We start from the raw sequence: 19,282 nt of genomic DNA, 5'->3' as shown, positions 1-19,282 counted from the left end.
GCGGCTCGTCGCCGGCCTCGGGGTGCTCGGGCGCGGACCGCTCGGGCGATCCGACCGGCGCTGGGAGTTCCCGCGCGCCTTCGACGGAGGGCGCTTCGGTGTTTTGTGCTGTGTCGACAAGGTCCAGGACTCCTTCAATCTCGGTCAACGGCGGCAGCTCGGTGAGACTGCGCAAACCAAGATCGTCGAGAAATTTTTTGGTCGTAGCGTAGAGGGCCGGACGGCCCGGGGTGTCGCGGTAACCGACTGTGTCGATCCAACCGCGCCCTTCCAGCAGCTTGATGATCTGGCTGGAAACGGCGACACCGCGAATGTCTTCGATGTCGCCTCGTGTGACGGGCTGGCGATAAACCACGATCGCCAGCGTCTCCATGACTGCGCGAGAATAACGCGGAGCACGGGTTTCCTTCAACCGGTCCAGATAAATTTGCAGCTCGGGCCGCGTGCGAAAACGCCATCCGGACGCCAGCCGCACCAACTCCACCGACTTGCCCTGCCAGTCGCGCTGCACATCCGCCAGCAGCCGGTTTACCAATTCTGCGCCGAGATCGGGTTCAAACATGCGGCGCAGTTCACCGGTACTCATCGGATCGGTTGCCGACAACAGGGCGGCCTCGAGCACCTGCCGCGCCAGCGCCACATCGATACCGGCTTCGGCATCCCCCAATGGCGCGAGCGCCCCACCCTCTTCGGCAGGAATGATCTCGTCGTCGGTGCTCAGGTCGTTGGCGGCTTCGTCGGGATGCAGCGGGATGACGTTATCATCCTGCATCGTTGGATTCCTGGGGAAGTCGGACATAGATTTGTTCCATCGGCGCGTTCTGCGTAATGTTGATCAGGCGCTCCTTGCACAACTCCAACACCGCAAGAAAGCCCACCACCAGACTCGACACGCCGTGCGACAGGTCGAACAGTTCCGTAAAAGGTACGTTGTGGCGCCCCTGCAGGCCACGCAGGATCTCGGTCATGTACTCACGCACCGACAGCTCCTCGCGATGAATGCGGTGATGCTGATTCAGGCGCGCACGCCGCAGCAATCCGAGCCATGCGTGTTGCAGATCCGCCAGGCTCACATCGGGTAGTCGCTCCACGGCCACGGTCGCAATGTGCACCGCCGTCCACTCATAGTCGCGCTCCACGCGCGGCAGCACCGCGAGATTCTGTGCCCCGCGCTTGATGCGCTCGTACTCCATCAAGCGTCGGACCAGTTCGGCACGGGGGTCCTCCGCCTCGGCGTCGTCGCCCTTCTCCTTGGGCGGACGCGGCAGCAGCATGCGCGACTTGATGTCCAGCAGCATCGCCGCCATGAGCAAGTATTCAGCCGCCAACTCCAGATTGCTCGCCCGCATCGCCTCGACGTACTGCAAATACTGCGCCGTCAACGGTGCCATCGGGATGTCGAGCACGTTCAGGTTGGCGCGCCGGATCAGGTACAGCAGCAGGTCGAGCGGACCTTCAAAGGTATCGAGGAACACCTCCAGCGCGTCCGGCGGAATGTACAGATCCGTCGGCATCTCCACCATCGGCTCGCCGTAGATGCGCGCGAGCGGATGCGCCTCGTCGACGACAAGGGCGGGTTGTCCTTGGTGGACGAGGTCAACAAATGGGCTGGAAGATTCGTTCTGCAATTCAATGACCATGCCTTTGGGCCGGCTGACAACATCACCGCGTCAAGTCGGCGTGCGATTGTTTCACAGAACAGAGCCACGCCCTAGGCCTTAGGAGAGTCGTCCCTTCCATGCAGCCCGAATCTAATCGAGACGGGCGCGCTGATCCGGCTTGTCTGCTAAGCGCGGCCATCCCTCTTCAGGAAAGCGAGGACGATCCTCAGGAAAGCGTCTCCAAAAAAAAGATAATACGACGATCAGCGTCCTTCGGGCGTGCCTTATTCTGTGGCACTACCGCCCTGCCCAAGACTTGAATGCCCGCACCGCTATCCCCGGACCTCGTCCAGCTTGGCCAACTCATATTGCTTGGCAAGCAACTTATACAGTATCTCCTGATACTTCAAATCTCGAGTCCTGCAATCATACTCAATCCCGGCCTCCGGAATTTCCCAGTACCAGCCGAGGTCTGTATTGACCCAGTGGATCATGCTCACGTGATAATCGAGGGAATGACGGTGAGCATGGGACGATGAAGAACGGGCACAGTGCTGGTCGTGAAGTCGCCATGACGAACAGATGCAGTCGCCCTAGGCACTTCAGGGACGACTAATTATTTCAAATATTATCCTCTAATTTGATTTTGTTTTTTATTCGCAAAAATGGCATTTCTATAAACCAATAGCTTAAACTTGCAAGCAAAACCGCCTGAATTATATTAAATGGAAACTTAAATGCCAACGGCGCACCCTTCCCAAGAAGCACCTGCTGCCACAAGTACAGACTAAATGAAATCGTTCCAATAAAAACGAAAATTTTAGCCCTAAGAATTTTCGATAGCCAGAAATTTTCAATATTAATAATTGATAGCATGAGAACCGCAGCAAGTATTGCTTCAACTGTTCTTCCGTAGGTCGCATTCCAGTAGCCTCCATAATTATTTGCAATCGAAGGCATAGCGAAGAACAAGATTACAATTGATATTGTACAGAAAATATTGGTGTGCTTTGATGAATCCATCATACTCTTTATCTTCTCTTGTTTTAACGCTGCGTAACATCCAATCAGCATGGCGTCCACACTAGTGTGCAACATCATACCTAAATAGTCACGAAGACCTGGAAATAGCACGTAGGTTGCCATACGTACAATTGGAATTAAAATGATGAGTCCAGGTAAGATTTTCTCATTTTTAAACCGGAGTAGAAAGATAAGCAGGGGCGGCCAGACCCAATAGAACTGCTCTTCGAGTGCAAGGCTCCAAAAATGGCCAAAATACCAAACACCATCAGGATGGGAGGCATGTACTTCTTTTAGGCCTAATGGGCCGGAGTAGTTCCATAAATGAAGGGCCGCAAATACTGATTGCTGCCGTGCGACATTAATGAGTCCAATCGCTGATAATAGAACGATGGCCAGAATAACAGCATAAGACGCCGGCCAAATCCTTAAGGCCCTACGGCAATAAAACCTTACGAAATCAATTTTTCCAGTATTGCCATATTCTGATATTAATATGCTTGTAATTAAGAATCCACTCAACACAAAGAATATTAAAACCCCTTGGTATCCATTGGAGAATAATTTTAGTGGCAACAACCAACCACTATACCCCCCTTGAGTTGTTTGCTGTGCATGACCAATTACGACCATCATGACTGCGAGGCATCTTAGGCCTGTTAATTCAGTAATTCTCTTCAAAATCAAATCCAAGAAGTTTCGATAGTGGACACTTGCAGGTCTGTTTGAATCAGGCAGTGAGGGCTTGCTCGTTCACACTGCGTGGGGGTGTTGTGCAACGAAGCCCCTGTTGACGGAAAACCAACCAATCCACATCCCGGTTGGCGTGGTCCACTCGCTCGAAGACCGGGCAAGGTGCCTCTCGAGCTTATCGAAGCACAATCGGGCAGCTACCTCGGCGAAGACGAGATCGTTCGGCTCTGGGACCTGTACGGCCACGCTTAAGCACCTGGCGCGCGGGGCACGAACAACTGGCGCGGCCCTCTCCCACCGCCGCGCCACGGGCTCGCCGCTTGGCGCACTCGGCGACGTTACGACTCAAATCGAGACCAGGTGCCCGATGGCGTCGTAGTCAACGGCCTTGGCTTCGCTGAACGAACGATATGCTTGGTCGACCGCTGCGGTGAAGCGTTCGCGAAACGCTTCTTCGCTGAAGCGCATTGCGTTCATTCGGCAATTCGTCGGTGTGATCTGCGCGGCAACATCCTCGAACCTGGCGACCGCCTGCTGAATGGACTCGACATTTTGGTCCGTGAAGAATATCCCCGTTGGGCGTTCGACGCCGACGGGACGAATCGTTTCGAGCGCCCCCCCCTTGCCAAAAGCGATGACCGGCGTGCCGGACGCCTGCGCTTCGACCGGTGTAATGCCAAAATCTTCCTCCGCCGCAAAAACGAAGGCTTTAGCGTCCTGCATGTACTGCCTCAGCGCCGCAAACGACTGGTAACCGAGCAGCTTCACGTTCGACCCGGCCCGCTTTGCAACCTTTTCGAAATCCGGACCTTCTCCAATGACGACCAGTTGTTTGTCGGGCATGCCGGTAAAAGCGTCGACAATCAGGTCCATTTTCTTATACGGAACCATTCTGGACGCTGCCAGGTAGAAGTCCGATTTCTTTTCTTTCAGTTCGAACCCGGTGACATTAACTGGCGGATACAGAACCTCGGCTTGGCGGCGATAACTCTTGTTGATCCGGCGCGCGATGAATTGGGAATTCGCCAGGAAGTGATCAACGCCGCTTGCAGTGCGGGTGTCCCACATGCGAATCTTGTGCAGCAGCGCGCGCGCTAGCATCGCTTTCGGACCACCATTGAGACCGGAGTCGCGCAGGTACTGGTGCTGCAGGTCCCACGCATAGCGGATCGGCGAATGCACATAACTGATATGGAGCTGATCGGGGCCGGTGAGAACCCCCTTCGATACAGCATGGCTGCTTGACAGCACCAGATCATAGGAAGACAGATCGAACTGCTCGACGGCGAGCGGCATCAAAGGTAAATAAGTACGGTATTTTGTCTTTGCGAACGGCAAACGCTGGATGAACGAGGTCTGTACCGGCTTGTTCATGATGAAGCCGCGTTCTGTCGGCGGAAGAAAGTCCACGACGGCAAAAAGGTCCGCCTCGGGAAAACACTTAAGCATTTGCTCGACCACTTTTTCGGAGCCGGCATAATTCACAAACCACTCGTGTACGATCGCAACTTTCATTGCACAACCTTTATAGAAACCGTAGATGGAGATCCTTTTTCGGCGCGCAATACCTGCCCAACAGCTATTCCGTGCAGTAAGACCAACGGATAAAGATACAAGAAATTAGAGTAAAACAAGAGGATCGAACAGACTATCGAAAATGCGGCAAAGGGCCGCGCCGTCGGCTCACCCCAGATCAGACACTGCATGGCACGCCAAAGGATGTACAGGTAATACAGCCCAAAGAACAAGAAGCCAAAAACTCCCATCCGAAACAGGAAGGTGAGAAACATGTTATCGCTGAAAAACATCCCGAGATTCTCCAATTGAACGTCAACCGGCATGCCGGTAAGCCAAAACTCTTGGGATCTCAGGAACAGCTCAACCGAAAATGCCCACTTCTCGAAGCGCACATCGTAGCCGACTAGGTACTCGCTCAGGATCACAAGGATCACGAGCAAGGACAGTAATGCCAAGTTGGTGATGCTGTATAAAATGAAGCGAGGACCCGGTCTCAGCCAGCGGGCCATCCAAAAGCATACAAGCACCGCCAAGGCGATGAAACCAGACCGCGAGCCCGTCAGAACAAATGCGACCAGGCCGCACGCAAGGCTCAAGATCCGCCACATATTCAGCCGATCGGGGCCGAAAAGATAAATGCAAAAAGAAAAGACCAGAAAGTAGGCGAAGCTGTTTGGATTCAGGAAAATTGATGCTGCACGATAGTGTCCCCAGTCATTGACGAAATACATGTCGCTGGCCAGCGATTCGATATCGAGAAGTGGGAAATTCACCACGTAGAGAAAGATCCCGAGAATAGCTGCAAAAAAGGTGATTGCCCGCATCTGTTTTGCTAGTTTTCTGGCCAAGTCAGGATCCATCAACAGGCCCAAATAGCTAGCCCCGATCCAGAAGAGCATATTCATCAGAAACGCAGTGTCTACGCCGTTCGCGATCGTGTACAGCACCACCGTGAAGAAGAACGCGGCCGGTAATGCAGCTGCGCCGCCCAGGGTCGAGCGCTGACGCGGGCTGATCCGATGCAGCGCTGCCAGCGCGGTCCAGCCGAGCACGACACAAATGAACAGATACGATACTGAGAACTGGCTCGACCCGACTGACACCTTGGTCAATAGAACCAAGGGCAGAGTCAGGATGCTCAGCGCGAGGGCGATGAGCAAGAGCTTGGGGAACGGCGCCCGAATGTCGTTATTGGTCAAGATAGACTTTCCGGGTAGATTCGACCATTTTGGCAAGCTGGAAAGGTGCTAGGTCGCACGGCGTAAAGCTTGGAGGGTGCTGCAGGGCATGCGCTAGATCGGACGGATTTTCGTTCTCGAACAACCGGACGTTGTCTCCGGTTTCCCGCTGAACCGTCGCGTTACCATACGTACGGCTTGCCACAGCGGGCAGGCGCGCCACCAGTGCCTCGATCAGGGTCAAGGGCAGGCCTTCCCAACGGCTCGGCAACACGAACACGTCCGCCGCCGTCATCAGCTTGTACACATCGGTGCGCCTTCCGAGAAACATGATGTGCCCGCTGACGCCAAGCGACGCGGCAAGAGCCTGTGTCGCCTCCAGCAAGGCGCCGTCGCCCGCAAACACAAATACCCGATCGTTTGCCGCGTTTTCGCGCTGCAATTGCGCAATTGCGTGAACAAGGACGTCGTAGCCTTTGGGAAAGTCGAATCGTGCGACTGTCAAGTAGATTTGCTTGTTGAGCGGCAGGCCTAAGCAGCGGCGCAGTGCTTCCTTGGGCCCCCGCGCCTGTTCGATCGGAGCGAAATCGATGCCGTTGTAGATCGTTGTACTGTCCACGCCATAATGCTGGAGCAGGAAGGCGCGGTCTTCCGTCGACACCGTGATGAACCTGTCGACGCGACGATAGAGGAATTTTTCCAGAACCAGCCTTGCCATGCGTCCTAGCTTGGCGCGAAGGCCGGATTGAAACTCGAATTTATGTAGGTGTACACCATGCACTGTAAACAACGATCGCGCGCGCGGCATCGAGGTGCTCAGCAGCGGACGCAAATGATGGTAGTGCACGATATCGGGACCGAATGCGTTCACGGTCCGCACTTCCGTGTCGAAGAACAGCTGGATATTCGGCATGGCCGCGAACTTCTCGCGCGCCTCACCATCTTTCCCGAAGACGCCGAACTGGACATCAGGCATCCCCCTACATAATTGGTAGATATGCTCGAGCCCGCCGCCGGTTGCGAATTTATCGGTGAGCAGCGCAACTTTCATATAATTTTCCGTAAGCCTTTCTGATTGAATCCCAGGAGTATTCCTGTTCGACCAGAGCACGGGCTTGCGCCCCCATCGGCTCGAACGCCGCGCGGTCGCGCAACACCTCCGTGAGTGCCGCGGCAAAGTCATCTGGCGTAGTGGTGGTACTGATACAGTGTTTGCCCGATTTACAGGCAATTCCCTCGAAGCTGACCGGGGTGCCCACGACGACCTGCCCCATTGCCATCGCTTCGAGAACCTTGTTCTTGATGCCGCTCCCGAACCTCAATGGCGACACGTACGCGGCTGCTTCGGCCAGGTAGGGACGCAGGTCGTCGACGAATCCGGTCACAGTCAGGCCTTTCATATTCAGACTTTGCAGCCGCTTGCACGGGCGCTGACCGACCAAATAGACATGCGGCGCCAACTCGGGCGGAATGCGCGGCAAAATTTCGTCGAGCAGGAAATATGCCGCGTCACGATTCGGTGCGTACGACATGTCTCCTGTGAAAACGATCGACGCGGTGCGCTGCACGCTCATGGGATGGAAATAGGCGATATCGACACCGTTCGGAATCGACGTGCAATGCGCCCGCGGCGCCAGCTTCTGGGCATGGCGAGCATCGACATCGGAAACGAAGACGGCCTTGCGAAATAGTGGATACAGTTCGCGCTCAAGGCGGCGATTGCGCAGCAGTTCCTCGCCGTACAACTGACGCTTGAGAAAGCCCTGTTCCGCGTCGCGACGTCGTGCCCAGAACAGAGATACTGAATCGATCGGAAACAGGATCGTTTTGGCGATTACTTCGGGAGGCAAGTGGCGCACCAGTCCAGCCATGTAGGCCGAGCTGAGGTGAATCACGTCGTAGCGATGATGATTGTTGATGATGAAGCGGCTGAACGAATCGAAATACGGCGCGAGCCTGACCAAGCCGATCGGCATGGAGGAGAACAGGTAGGCGCCTGCCTGCGCGGCGCGCGACAGCGCGGGAAGCGCCGGCATTTTGTAGAATGCCGACATTGGCGGCTCGGGATAATCCACGTCTTGCACGCACAACATGTCGGCACGAAACGACGAATTTGTTACCAGCAAGTTTGCATTGATCTTGGCAAGGCCATCCCGGTGCTCAGGATACGGATAGGATCCGGCAACGATGAGAACCTTAAGCACTGAGAATTTCCTCGTACATCAGGACGTGTTCCTGCGCCTGGCGGGCCACTGAAAAGTCCTGGGCACGACGCGCGCACGTTTCCGGACAATAACGCGACAGGCCGGCTGCCATGTCGAGAATCGCTTGAGCCAGTGAACTCACATTGCCTGGCTCGAAGCGCAGCCCCACGTCGGCACTGTCGATGATGTCCTTCGGTCCTCCAATGTCAGGAGCGATCACTGGCTTGCCGCAAGCCAGTGCCTCGATCGCTACCATGCTGAAGGATTCGTAGCGCGACGGAATGACGACAAGATCCGCGTTTCGCATGAACTGCGTCGGGTTTGGCTGGAAGCCCTTGAAATCGATGCTCAGGTTCGGAGCGCGTACCGTATCCGCGAGCGCCTCCAGCCTGGCCTTGTATTGGAAGTCCGCAGGTGAGTTCCCGTTGACGTCGCCGACCAGCTCCAGGATGAAGTGCCGGCCAGGCTGGGCGCGTGCACATGCGCCCAGCGCTTCGAGCAAGACATCCTGGCCCTTGATGTCCTGAAAACGACCCACGCAGACAAGACGGAGATCATGGCGGTTGGACGACTGGCCTGCTAGCTCGCAGTGTGGCAGGGATGTCCCGAGAAAGATCTTGCACTTTTTGTCCGCACTAAACTGCGCCGCGTCATACACGCCTGTCGATACCGCGACGACGCGCCGGACAATCAGGTCGATCATGCGCGCACGACCTCCACTTGGCCGTTCCCAATACCCATGGGTAGTCCAGACAACGGGCCTGCCAAGCATGAACAGGCGCGGAAGGATATTCACCGAATAGGCATGAACCAAGTCGAAACCAGCCAGCTCTCGGCGCAGAGTTCCTGGAAAACTCAGCAAGGGCAGGAAACGCAGCCACCGCCTTCCTCCGAGGGAAAACTGGCGGCAGGATATGCCGCGCGCTGTCGCGTGCGTGTAGAGCTTGCCGCTGCAAAACAGGACAACCTCATGCGTTTTCGACAATTCTTCGCACAGGTTCATCAGGTTCGATTCACCACCGCCGATTTCCTCGTACTCGCTGATAAAAGCCAGTTTCATCGTTCTTTCCACATTGTCTTCAGGCATGTTTTGCTGCGGTAGCGGGCAGTGTGGGCTGTACTACATACAAATAGCCGACGATGATGCTGCTACTGAAGACATGTAGCAGCACCGATGACATAGCAGCGCCGTCCGCACCAAAACGCGGTATCAGGATCAAGTTGCATACGTAACCGATCAGCAACTGGCCCCAATTCACGAGCGTAAGGATGTAAGCCCGGCTGACTTGGTAATAGATGAGCGAGATCGGGTTGATCACGATCCCAAACATATACGACACCAGCAGAATGCCGAATACCGAGGTACTGTCCCGGTATGCTTCGCCAAACATGAGCTTGATGACTAGCGGCGAAGCCAGTTCCAGTGCCAAGCACACTCCCAGCACGTACTTCGTCAGGCGGCCGGTCCGGCGTATGAAATCGCGGACGCTGTGGTCGCGGAGGAATCCGTCCATCTTCGGCATGAGGGTCGCGGTGATTGACATCGTGATCAGGGGGAACACCATCGCGAGATTCGACGCGGCCGAATACAGCCCCGTCTGGACCGGATCGCCCAGCTTTTGCAGCATAACGACGTCGATGCGCATCATCAGGATGACTGCGACCGAGGAAAGAAATATCCAGAAGCCGAGTGAATAAATCTCGCGAATATAGGCCCAATGCATGACCGGCCTGACACGCCAGCGCACCACCAGAACGATGACCAGCAATGCCGCGACAAAGAAGTAGGCATACAAGAAATACTGGAAATGTGCACTCGCGTGAAGACCAAAGGTAATGGCGAGCATGCTGACGAGACGGATGCCATGATGGGCAATGCTCAGCAGCGAATAACTGCGGAAGCGCTCCAGTCCCTGCAGGTGCGCGATGAAACTGGTTAGTATGGAATGGAACACCAACGCAAGTGCAGTACACCGGAAATACTTGACATACACACCGGTGTTGAAAAAGTACTCCGATACCATCGGCGCCGAAAACCAAATCAGGACACCTAACGCGCTGCCGGTAAGTAGCTTGAAGGTCACCAACGAATTGAGTGCCCGGTCGGTAGCGTCACGATGACGCGCCAGGAAACGGACATAGGAGGTGGAGGTACCGAAATCCGATAGCTGTGTGCAGAAGGTAAAGATGGCGACGATCAGGGCAAAATCGCCATAGCGGGCCGGACCGAGGTCACGCGACACCAGCACAGTTGCAAGAAACGCGAGCCCTTGAGCAACGATATTGCCCGTCAATACCTTAACAATATCGCGGACCGTTTGAGATTGAATTTTCGTTTTGAACATGGAAAACTAATTGCGAGGCTGGCGATCGCGAGCCTGAACGCGCAGCGCTAACGGCCTCCACCGACGTCATGACCGGTGTGCTGGAAATTTGTCGGCCCGACTATTTGACGCTGCGCAACCGCAGTGCTGCACGCAATTCCTGAATGCGTTGCGCCGTACCTGGCGTCTGTTCCGCCTCGCGGACCAGTTCCTTGAACAGTGCGCGGCCTGCTGCGAACACAAATGTCACGAACATGGTGATCAGGACAATCAGACTACGCCGGGGAGTCGATTTCTTATCGGGTATGACCGCCGGGTCCAGCACCTGGACGACAGCGCTGTCTTTGGCTTCGTCGATCTTCGCCAGCTCGACCTGCTTGGCCAAGAGTTCGAACATCGATTCGAAATATTTTACGTCGCGGAGTCTGCGTGCATATTCGAGCGCAACGCCTGGAACTTTAGCGGTCGCAATGCTGATATCGCCATTACCTGAATTAGGCGAACGCTCAACCTTGGCAAGCTCTGCACGCAAGCCAGCCAATTCCTCCTGCGCCCGCAAATACTCCGGGTTGCTGGCAGCAGCGAATGTACGCATCGCACGCAATGCTACCTCCTTGGCCGCGATGTTTGCCTTAAGGTTAGCAGCTGCTTCGATGATGCCTTGTGCCTGCCCACTTAACTGGATCAACCCGGTGCGCTCCTGGGTATTTTTCAAGGCTACCTCGGCGTTTGCCAGTGACTCCTTGGCCTGGTTCAGCTGAGTCTGAAAGAACAGACGCCTGCGACCGGCTTCCGTGACTGCGAGCGTTTGCGTGAGTCGTCGCAAGGATTCTGCATAGGCATTGGCAATGTCAGCTGCGCGCTCCGGGTTTTTGTCATTCACTTCGATGAGAATCATGCCGTCGCGTCCATTCGTGAACGTCGTGGCGTTTTTCAATGCCCTGCGGGAATCGCTGGGAAATTCTGTTTCGTAGACCTTGTCGAGTTTGAAACGCGCAATCAGTTCATCGCTGACGGTCCTGCTACTGAGCATTCCGATATACGTCTCATTAGGCGTTTTACCGCTCAGCGCGCCACCTCCAAGACCGCCTAGGGCCCCGAGTTGCCCCAGCAGCGCTGAGGCGGCTCCCGATTGTCCTTGCGGCGGCAGGATGCGTACGCTGCCGGTATAGACATTGGGCATTGCGAACGTGATTGCGGCGGCAAGCGAACCGGCCACGAGCGGTAGACCGATGAGGGAACTCTTGTGCCGAGCCAGCATAATCAGATAATCGAGGAAAAAAATCGGCTCGGAGCTCGATAGCTGGGCGTCTGCGCCCGACGAAATTACAGTTTGCATTTTATTTCCATATAACGCAGTGCGTCAGCAGGGATAAGCGTGCAGCAAGGCTGTCTTGCCAAAAGCGCTCCTAGTCTTTCAGGATTTAAAGCCAGCTGCCCCAAAGACAAATGGCCGCCGCCCCGGGGTCAGGTTTCGGTGTAAATCAACTGTCATTGCGTTTTTGGAATTCAATAAGACGCCGATATTCACATCGGCCACGCCGTCGCCGTACGTGAAGCAGAAGAGTTCTTCATTCTTGACGTGATCTTCACGCGCCGCACCGGGATCCGGTCATGGAGTTCTCGGCGGTATCCACAATTCACCCCATAGGATGACTAGATTTTCATGATGTGCCAGAGGATGGGCTTGTCGCCGATATCCGCCATAGGCTTGGGCTGACCGTCGTCTCTTCGCTGATGCGACTCCCCAGCCCCCGACCAGAATCACTGCTTTCATCTGTTTTTCCAAAAATACGAGGCTACTGAAAAGAGGCAAGCCGCCAGGCGCGTTAGTACGCCCCTTGTCCCTTGAAAACGACCCAGGCCGTACGAACAAGGATGATCAAATCGCTCCAGACGGACCAATTTTTGACGTATCGCCCATCTAGCGCGACACGATGGGCATAGCTGGTATCGCTTCGGCCACTGACCTGCCATAACCCCGTCATCCCGGGCCGAGCAGACAGGTACAGCCCCTGATGGTCACCGTAGCGCTCAAGCTCCGCCCGCACGATGGGGCGAGGACCAACGAGGCTCATATGCCCGAGAAATACGTTCCACAACTGGGGAAGTTCGTCCAGACTGGTTCTACGCAAGAACGCTCCGATTCGCGTCACACGGGGATCGTCCTTGAGCTTGAAATCACGCTCCCATTCGACCCTGCGTTCCGGATCGGTTTCGAGAATGTTGCGTAAGACTTCGGCCGAATTGGTAACCATTGTCCGGAACTTGTAGCAAGGGAACTCTTTCCCTCCCTTGCCTATCCGGAAGTGCGCAAATACGGCGGGACCGCCGTCGGCGCGGATGCGGCTGAACAGGTACAAGAACAACGGAGCAAGAAGCAGCATGATCGCGATGGATAGAGCAATATCCATCGCACGCTTCATCCACCGCGCCAGCGGCTGCGCCAGGACGTTATTGACGCGCAACATGAGAAATTCTTCGGCCAAGAAATGATTGACCGTCAGGCCGTGCAGCGGAAGCCCCCGAAAATCGGGTACCACTGCGATTTCCCTGCGCTCACGCGACAGCATGCCCACCATCCACTCGCGACGGCGAAGGCCCCCAGTGTTCATGGCGACAATCAGTTGGGCTTTTTGCGCTTCGGCGACGGACAGCGACTCGATCGCCTCGTACGGCAACACCGGCACCTGGCGATCGGCAATTTTGATGAATGCACGGGACGACACGTCTCCCGGAGGAACGACAAATGCGCTGATTCGCAGCCCCATCTGCCGTTCCGTTGCAACCGCTTTAGCAGTCTCGACAGCGTTGTTTCCGACGCCAATGATAATCGTCGGACGGGTCCAGCATCCGGCGGAGATCAGCGTTTTTCGGGCGAACCATCTAGCCAGCGGAAACAGTACGATCAGGCTTACCCAAGCCAATAGAACTGCGCCGCGAGACGTCCACACCGATCCGAAAAAGACCAGAGCGCCATTCAGCATCGCACCGCAAAGCGCAACCTTAATAACCTGAAGCGTTTCGTCCCACATCGGCATCCGACGATCGTAGTGGGCGCGATACCAAAGAACGCCGATCGCAGATAATCCAAGCAACCAGAAAACGCCGTTGCTAGGGACCGCAGCGTTCTTGACTCCTCTCGCCATGAACGCAATCCAGAGGCGTCCGATCTCCGATGCCAGCCAGATTGCCAATACATCGCCAGCGACCAAGACGGCGCGATTGACGATAGGACGATAGTGCCGGATCGATGCCTCGAACTGGGCACGCCAGTCGCGCTGCCGCAGCGTTTCCTCAGTTTCCATCACTGAGTTATTTGCAGCGATACGACCGGAAGCTAGGACGTCACCGTCTCGTACAACAGCGCTGCTCGCATTCATATGGAGTGTCCATTATGTATGGTTGAGAGATTCCCACTTCGGGACTCTCAATTACCCTCAATCCCGCAGAACCTTGATCGCCGAAACACCCAGACCGAACTGATAGAAGATCTGCGACCAGTCCTTCAGCTCCTTGATCCACGAGAACGGGTTGTAGTCTTCTGGCACGACGACGCTGTCATCAGGCATCAAGTGCGTACCGCCGAAGCTGCCGAACCAGCCGCTCTGGCGCTTGGAGATCACTGAGCCGTCCGCACGCAGCACATACGTGCTGCCGGAGTCAGCGTTGCGGGTCGGACCGCCGGCTTGTTCCAGGTAGTCATTGACTGTCTTGTTCGGCTTGTAGATGAGCGCGGTCTGCTGGTAGGTCGCGCCATAGACGCCTACGGTGGCGCCTGCGGGCGGCACGTAGTAGCGATCGCCATCCTCCAGGCGCAGTGCAGGCAAGGCCGCCAGATTGGCGTCGGGATCGAGTTCCAGCACGATGCGACCGCTGGAGCGCAGGTTGCGCATGCGCTGCAGTGTGTTGCGCTGGTTCTCCTCCTGCGCACGAACGGAAGCGAGTTCTTCAGCGGAACTGGCGCGCGCGGAACGCTGGGCGACGGAGGCCTGCAGGTCACGCTCGGCGCGGTCGATCACCTCTTCCAGACGGCGTTGCTGGTCGATGCGCACTGACTCGCGCGTGAATTCAGAACCGAACAGATAGGCACGCGACGTCAGGCCTCCTGCGCGCTTGACGACGTCCTGCAGCGTCTCGCCGGGCAGGACCTGATACACGCCGGGCACTTGCACTTCGCCTTCGACGCGTACGTAGGCCGAACGCTTGTCGACGGGTACGCGTACGTCTTTCTTCGAGAAAATGGTGATGATGTCGCCCGGCTGCAGAACGACGTTGTTCTGCTCATCTTTCTCCAGCGCCTTGGCGAGGTTGAACGGCAGCAATGTGGTATTGAGCGTCTGGCGATTGAGTCGCTCTACCACGGCATAGTCCCAGTTCACTTCATCGAGCAGGTGCTGGATGTCGTTGCGAACGGCGTCCGTGGAACGCGGGCCTGTCGAATACGCACGGCCAGCAGCGCGCTGCCAGTAGGCTTCATCGATGAGCATGGAACGATCGGGCACTACGTCGGAAACGCGCAGTCCCTGGCGCCATTCGGTGCGCAGCGGCTGCGCAACGTTGCCACGCAACGTGATGGCGTTGTCATACTTCTGGGATTGGCTGTCGATACGGACGATATCGCCGTCGCGCAACGTGCGTGAGAGCGATGAGTCGTCAAAGGCGGTGTCGCTTACCTGACGCCCCTTGATGCCGTCGAGGCGTTCGAGCAACAGACGCTTGGTGCTTGCGGTAGTGGTAATGCCGCCGGCGAAGCCGACAAGCTCGCCGATAGTGGAGTTCTTGCCCTTGAGCTCGTAAATGGCAGGCGCCTTCACTGCGCCAGATACCGCGGCCACCGGGCCAACGGGAGGAATGAAAATGACATCGCCCGATTGCAGACGTTGGTCGCTCGACTTGTCGCCCTTTAGCAGGATGTCGTACAGGTCGAGCTCGGCCACGGTCTTGTCGCCGCGACGTAGCTGGATGTGGCGCATCGACCCCATCGAAGAAGGGCCGCCGGCTGCGAACAGCGCGTTGGTGAGCGTCGACAGCGAACTGATGGTGTATAGGCCCGGGCGCTCGGCCTGCCCGACGACAAACACCTGCAGCGCACCGAGCTTGCCGAGCGAAACGTCGAGCTCGAAGTTCCGGTAATAACGGCCGACTGCGGCGGCAATGTGATCCTGCAGGTTCTGATAGCGGACACCCGCCACCTTGACGATGCCTACACGGGGAATGGAAATCGTGCCCTCGGGGCTGACGACGGAGCGCACCTCGACGTCGATCTGGCCCCAGCCACGAATGAATATTTCATCTCCCGGACCTACGATGTGGTCGGCAGGCGCAGCAACATTCTCGACCGGTGCAAAGTTGGCGGCCTTGGAAAACAGATCGCGCCCGAAGATCGGCAGCAATGAGCCCGTGGACGTCTGTACGAAACGCTGGAATTCGGTCGGGGCGGCATCGCCCGCAGGGACGGCCTTGTTGGACTCCTGCAAAGCGGGCGCCTTGTCAGCGCTCGCACCTGCATCTGGTCGCGCTACTGGCTCGGATTGGACAGGGACATTGGCAATCGTCACACGCTGCAGCGTCGTCGCATCGGGTCGAGCCAGAGCAGCGCTTGCACCTATTTCCTGCGCCGCAACCATCGAAGTCGTCAGCAGCGCACACACTGCCAGCCCCAAGCATACCCGCCAGGAGCGAACTACCAAGTTCGTCACAAAAGCACCCAGATTGCCAAAAGCAACAGATTCGAAGGGTGCGAATGATACGGGAGATACTCCTGACGCTATATGAGGAAATCGCAGCTTTACGACAGGCGGCAGAGGACAGCGCAAGAGGATTTTGTCGATATTACAGCAGGATTTTCCTTATATCTCAGACAGTTACGGCCTAGAAAAATCGTCAACAAAGACTACCCCTCAGGGCACACCGGAAAAAGCAAACCCTTTTATATCAATGCGTTAATGCGATCAAACAACAAAAAACCCACGTACTCGCTTGGCAACACGAGCACGTGGGTTTTCGTTGTCTTGGCGCAACATACCTCATTGGTTCTCATGGGAAACGGGCGCACTTCTGGCACGAGGCCTCATATCCGGCAGCCAGACGCATCCGGCGCCGCCCTGCGACATCGTCAGTATCCCAACCCCATCGCCTCACGCACGTCACGCATGGTCTCTTGAGCCAGCTTGCGGGCGCGTTCGCAGCCATCGTCCACGACTGCCCGCACCAGCCCTGGGTCGTCCAGGTACTGCTGGGCTCGCTCGCGGATCGGTTCCTGCTCCTTGATCATGGCGTCTACGATCGGTTGCTTGCATTCCAGGCAGCCGATGCCGGCCGAGCGGCAACCCTTCAGCACCCATTCCTGAGTCGGTTGATCCGAGTAGATCTGGTGGAAGTTCCACACCGGGCAACGCGTCGGCTCGCCCGGATCGGTACGACGCACGCGCGCCGGATCGGTCGGCATGGTGCGGATTTTCTTGGTGATGACTTCGGGTTCTTCGCGCAGATAAATGGTGTTGTTGTACGACTTGGACATCTTCTGTCCGTCCAGGCCGACCATGCGCGAGGCCTCCGTCAGCTTGGCTTCGGGCTCGACGAGAATCGTCTTGCCGCTGCCTTCCAGGTAGCCATACAGGCGCTCGCGATCGCTCTGGGACAGGCTCTTGGCCTCGTCCAGCAGCGCCTTGCCCTCTTCGAGCGCTTGCTTGTCGCCGTCCTGCTGGAAGCGCGTGCGCAATTGCAGGTAGAGCTTGCCGGCCTTGCCACCGAGCTTCTTGACGGCCTCTTTGGCCTTTTCCTCGAAATTCGGCTCGCGGCCATACAAATGGTTGAAGCGACGAGCCAGTTCGCGCGTGAATTCGATGTGCGGAACCTGGTCTTCGCCGACTGGCACGTGGCTGGCGCGGTAGATCAGGATGTCCGAACTCATCAACAGCGGATAGCCAAGAAAGCCGTAGGTCGACAGATCCTTGTTGGCGAGCTTTTCCTGCTGGTCCTTGTAGGTCGGCACGCGTTCGAGCCAGCCCAGCGGCGTCATCATCGACATGAGCAGGTGCAGTTCGGCGTGTTCGAGCACGCGCGACTGGATGAATACGGTCGCCTGCTTCGGATCGACGCCCGCGGCAAGCCAGTCGATGACCATTTCCCATACAGAGTCACCGATCACCGAAACGTCGTCGTACGCTGTGGTCAGCGCATGCCAGTCGGCCACAAAGAACAGGCAGGGCATTTCGCTTTGCAGCTTGACCCAGTTCTTGAGTACGCCGTGGTAGTGGCCGAGGTGCAGTCGCCCGGTGGGGCGCATGCCGGAAAGGACGCGTTCTGCGTGCATAAAAATCAGGCTCCGGTGAGCAAGGTAATGATTCGACGGAAAAACGGGATCATCGGCCACAGCACGCGATCGAGCACGCCGAAATACAGCAGCGCGATGAGAATCGGAAAACCGTATGGTTCGATGCGCGACACGGCGATGGCCTGCCGCACGGGCAACAGGCTGACGAGGATGCGGCCGCCATCGAGCGGCGGCACGGGCACGAGATTGAGCAGCGCCAGCGCAATATTGACGATGATGCCGGCCTGCGCCATGACATAAACGATCTGCGCCACCGTGCCATTGCCGCCACTATGCAGGACGGCCGAGGCAGCAAAGCCCCACACCAGCGCCTGCACGAAGTTGCTGCCCGGTCCGGCGGCAGCCACCCACAGCATGTCTTGCTTGGGATGGCGCAGGCGGCCGAAGTTGACCGGCACCGGCTTGGCCCAGCCAAAGGGCGGGAACTGCGTGCCGGTCAGCGCATTGACGGCCAGGATGCCACCCGGCACCAGCAGCGTGCCGATCGGGTCGACATGCCGCAGCGGGTTGAGCGTTATCCGCCCCGCTTCGTGCGCAGTCGGGTCTCCGAACATGCGCGCGACGTAGCCGTGCGCCGCCTCATGCAAAGTGATGGCGAGGATCACGGGCACGGCCCACAGCGCGAGCGAGACGAATGAGAATTCCATGGAGGCCAGATTCTAGTAGATGGATTCCTGCGCGCCTAATCACGCGACTCCGGAGCTGCGATCACAAGCCGAAGGGTTCGAGCGGCCCCTTGCCTTCGCGAATGATCTCAGGCGTACCATGCGTGAGGTCGACCACCGTGGTCATGTCCATGCCGCAAGCCCCTGCGTCGATCACCAGATCAATGTCGTGGCCGATGCGGGCGTCGATGTCGGACGCCTCGGTCAGCGGGTCTTCATCGCCGGGCAATAGCACGGTGGACGCAATGATCGGTTCGCCCATCTCTTCGAGCAACAGGCTCATCACCGGGTGATCGGGCACGCGCAGGCCGATGGTCTTGCGCTTGGGGTGCAGCACGCGACGCGGCAGTTCCTTGGTGCCTTCGAGGATGAACGTGTACGGGCCGGGCGTGGTGGCCTTCAGCAGACGGTACTGAGCATTGTCCACACGGGCGTAGGTAGCGATCTGCTTGAGATCGCAGCACATCAGCGTGAAGTGATGGCGCTCATCCACGCCTCGGATTCGCCGGATGCGGTCAAGCACCTTGGCGTCACCGATGTGGCCGACGAGCGAATACGACGCGTCCGTGGGCACCGCCAGCAGGCCGCCGCTGCGCAGGACTTCCGCCGCCTGATGGATGAGGCGCGGCTGCGGATTGACCGGATGGACTTCGAAATATTGGGACATCGTCTGGCTGTCGGTATGCCCCGCGGGCATGCACTGACTGATGGTGAATCCGGCATTTTACTACGTTCGC

At 57.1% G+C, this 19,282-nt stretch carries 14 protein-coding genes and 2 pseudogenes; 1 reads left to right on the top strand and 15 read right to left on the bottom strand.

Translation table 11 applies throughout. The features are described 5' to 3' along the window. Nucleotides 1-67: 67 nt before the first annotated feature. The 3 genes and pseudogenes from scpB to ACDA63_RS02495 form a co-directional block, all read right to left on the bottom strand. Nucleotides 68-646, bottom strand: a pseudogene (gene scpB / locus ACDA63_RS02505) (SMC-Scp complex subunit ScpB); the annotation flags it as partial. Between the two features lie 115 nt (nt 647-761). Then, nucleotides 762-1,640: a ScpA family protein gene (locus tag ACDA63_RS02500; RefSeq protein WP_373661585.1), complete on the bottom strand. Its 879-nt coding sequence runs from the start codon at nt 1,638-1,640 to the stop codon at nt 762-764. 582 nt (nt 1,641-2,222) lie between these two features. After that, the gene (locus ACDA63_RS02495) at nt 2,223-3,305 is read right to left on the bottom strand and encodes an acyltransferase family protein (RefSeq protein ID WP_373661632.1); all 1,083 of its coding nucleotides are present in this window, start codon (nt 3,303-3,305) and stop codon (nt 2,223-2,225) included. Between the two features lie 106 nt (nt 3,306-3,411). Here ACDA63_RS02495 and cpsB point away from each other — a divergent pair. Further along, a pseudogene (gene cpsB / locus ACDA63_RS02490) lies at nt 3,412-3,569 on the top strand (mannose-1-phosphate guanylyltransferase/mannose-6-phosphate isomerase); the annotation flags it as partial. Nucleotides 3,570-3,662: 93 nt separating this feature from the next. Here the strand turns inward: cpsB and ACDA63_RS02485 are convergent. From ACDA63_RS02485 to ACDA63_RS02430, 12 genes are all read right to left on the bottom strand, one after another. Further along, complete coding sequence (locus ACDA63_RS02485) at nt 3,663-4,832, bottom strand: glycosyltransferase family 4 protein (RefSeq protein ID WP_373661584.1); 1,170 nt, start codon at nt 4,830-4,832, stop codon at nt 3,663-3,665. Beyond that, nucleotides 4,829-6,034 carry an O-antigen ligase family protein gene (locus ACDA63_RS02480; protein ID WP_373661583.1) on the bottom strand — a complete coding sequence of 402 codons (1,206 nt, stop codon included), beginning with the start codon at nt 6,032-6,034 and terminating at the stop codon, nt 4,829-4,831. Before ACDA63_RS02480 ends, ACDA63_RS02485 begins: the two co-directional genes overlap by 4 nt. Continuing rightward, a complete protein-coding gene (locus tag ACDA63_RS02475; RefSeq protein ID WP_373661582.1) occupies nt 6,024-7,064 on the bottom strand; it encodes a glycosyltransferase family 4 protein in 1,041 nt (346 codons plus the stop codon). Before ACDA63_RS02475 ends, ACDA63_RS02480 begins: the two co-directional genes overlap by 11 nt. Further along, the gene (locus tag ACDA63_RS02470; protein WP_373661581.1) at nt 7,039-8,217 is read right to left on the bottom strand and encodes a glycosyltransferase; all 1,179 of its coding nucleotides are present in this window, start codon (nt 8,215-8,217) and stop codon (nt 7,039-7,041) included. Before ACDA63_RS02470 ends, ACDA63_RS02475 begins: the two co-directional genes overlap by 26 nt. Continuing rightward, nucleotides 8,210-9,304 carry a glycosyltransferase family 4 protein gene (locus ACDA63_RS02465; protein WP_373661580.1) on the bottom strand — a complete coding sequence of 365 codons (1,095 nt, stop codon included), beginning with the start codon at nt 9,302-9,304 and terminating at the stop codon, nt 8,210-8,212. Before ACDA63_RS02465 ends, ACDA63_RS02470 begins: the two co-directional genes overlap by 8 nt. Beyond that, nucleotides 9,297-10,562 (bottom strand): flippase, encoded by a 1,266-nt coding sequence (locus tag ACDA63_RS02460; protein WP_373661579.1) that lies wholly within the window; start codon nt 10,560-10,562, stop codon nt 9,297-9,299. Before ACDA63_RS02460 ends, ACDA63_RS02465 begins: the two co-directional genes overlap by 8 nt. Nucleotides 10,563-10,662: 100 nt before the next feature. Then, nucleotides 10,663-11,880 (bottom strand): GumC family protein, encoded by a 1,218-nt coding sequence (locus tag ACDA63_RS02455; protein WP_373661578.1) that lies wholly within the window; start codon nt 11,878-11,880, stop codon nt 10,663-10,665. Between the two features lie 490 nt (nt 11,881-12,370). Next, nucleotides 12,371-13,924 (bottom strand): undecaprenyl-phosphate galactose phosphotransferase WbaP, encoded by a 1,554-nt coding sequence (wbaP, locus tag ACDA63_RS02450; protein WP_373661577.1) that lies wholly within the window; start codon nt 13,922-13,924, stop codon nt 12,371-12,373. Between the two features lie 57 nt (nt 13,925-13,981). Then, nucleotides 13,982-16,021, bottom strand: a complete 2,040-nt coding sequence (locus ACDA63_RS02445; RefSeq protein WP_373661576.1) for an SLBB domain-containing protein — start codon at nt 16,019-16,021, stop codon at nt 13,982-13,984. Nucleotides 16,022-16,659: 638 nt separating this feature from the next. After that, the gene (locus tag ACDA63_RS02440) at nt 16,660-17,859 is read right to left on the bottom strand and encodes a tryptophan--tRNA ligase (RefSeq protein WP_373661575.1); all 1,200 of its coding nucleotides are present in this window, start codon (nt 17,857-17,859) and stop codon (nt 16,660-16,662) included. 5 nt (nt 17,860-17,864) lie between these two features. After that, on the bottom strand, nt 17,865-18,527 hold the full coding sequence (locus ACDA63_RS02435; RefSeq protein ID WP_373661574.1) for a site-2 protease family protein: 663 nt from the start codon (nt 18,525-18,527) through the stop codon (nt 17,865-17,867). A gap of 61 nt (nt 18,528-18,588) precedes the next feature. Further along, nucleotides 18,589-19,212, bottom strand: a complete 624-nt coding sequence (locus ACDA63_RS02430; protein ID WP_373661573.1) for an L-threonylcarbamoyladenylate synthase — start codon at nt 19,210-19,212, stop codon at nt 18,589-18,591. Nucleotides 19,213-19,282: the final 70 nt, after the last annotated feature.

Origin of the sequence: Uliginosibacterium sp. sgz301328 (genome assembly GCF_041807905.1) — a bacterium.
Lineage (GTDB): Bacteria > Pseudomonadota > Gammaproteobacteria > Burkholderiales > Rhodocyclaceae > JBGVSA01.
The sequence above is the reverse complement of the archived record's forward strand: the minus strand, read 5'-3'. Positions and strand labels throughout refer to the sequence as shown.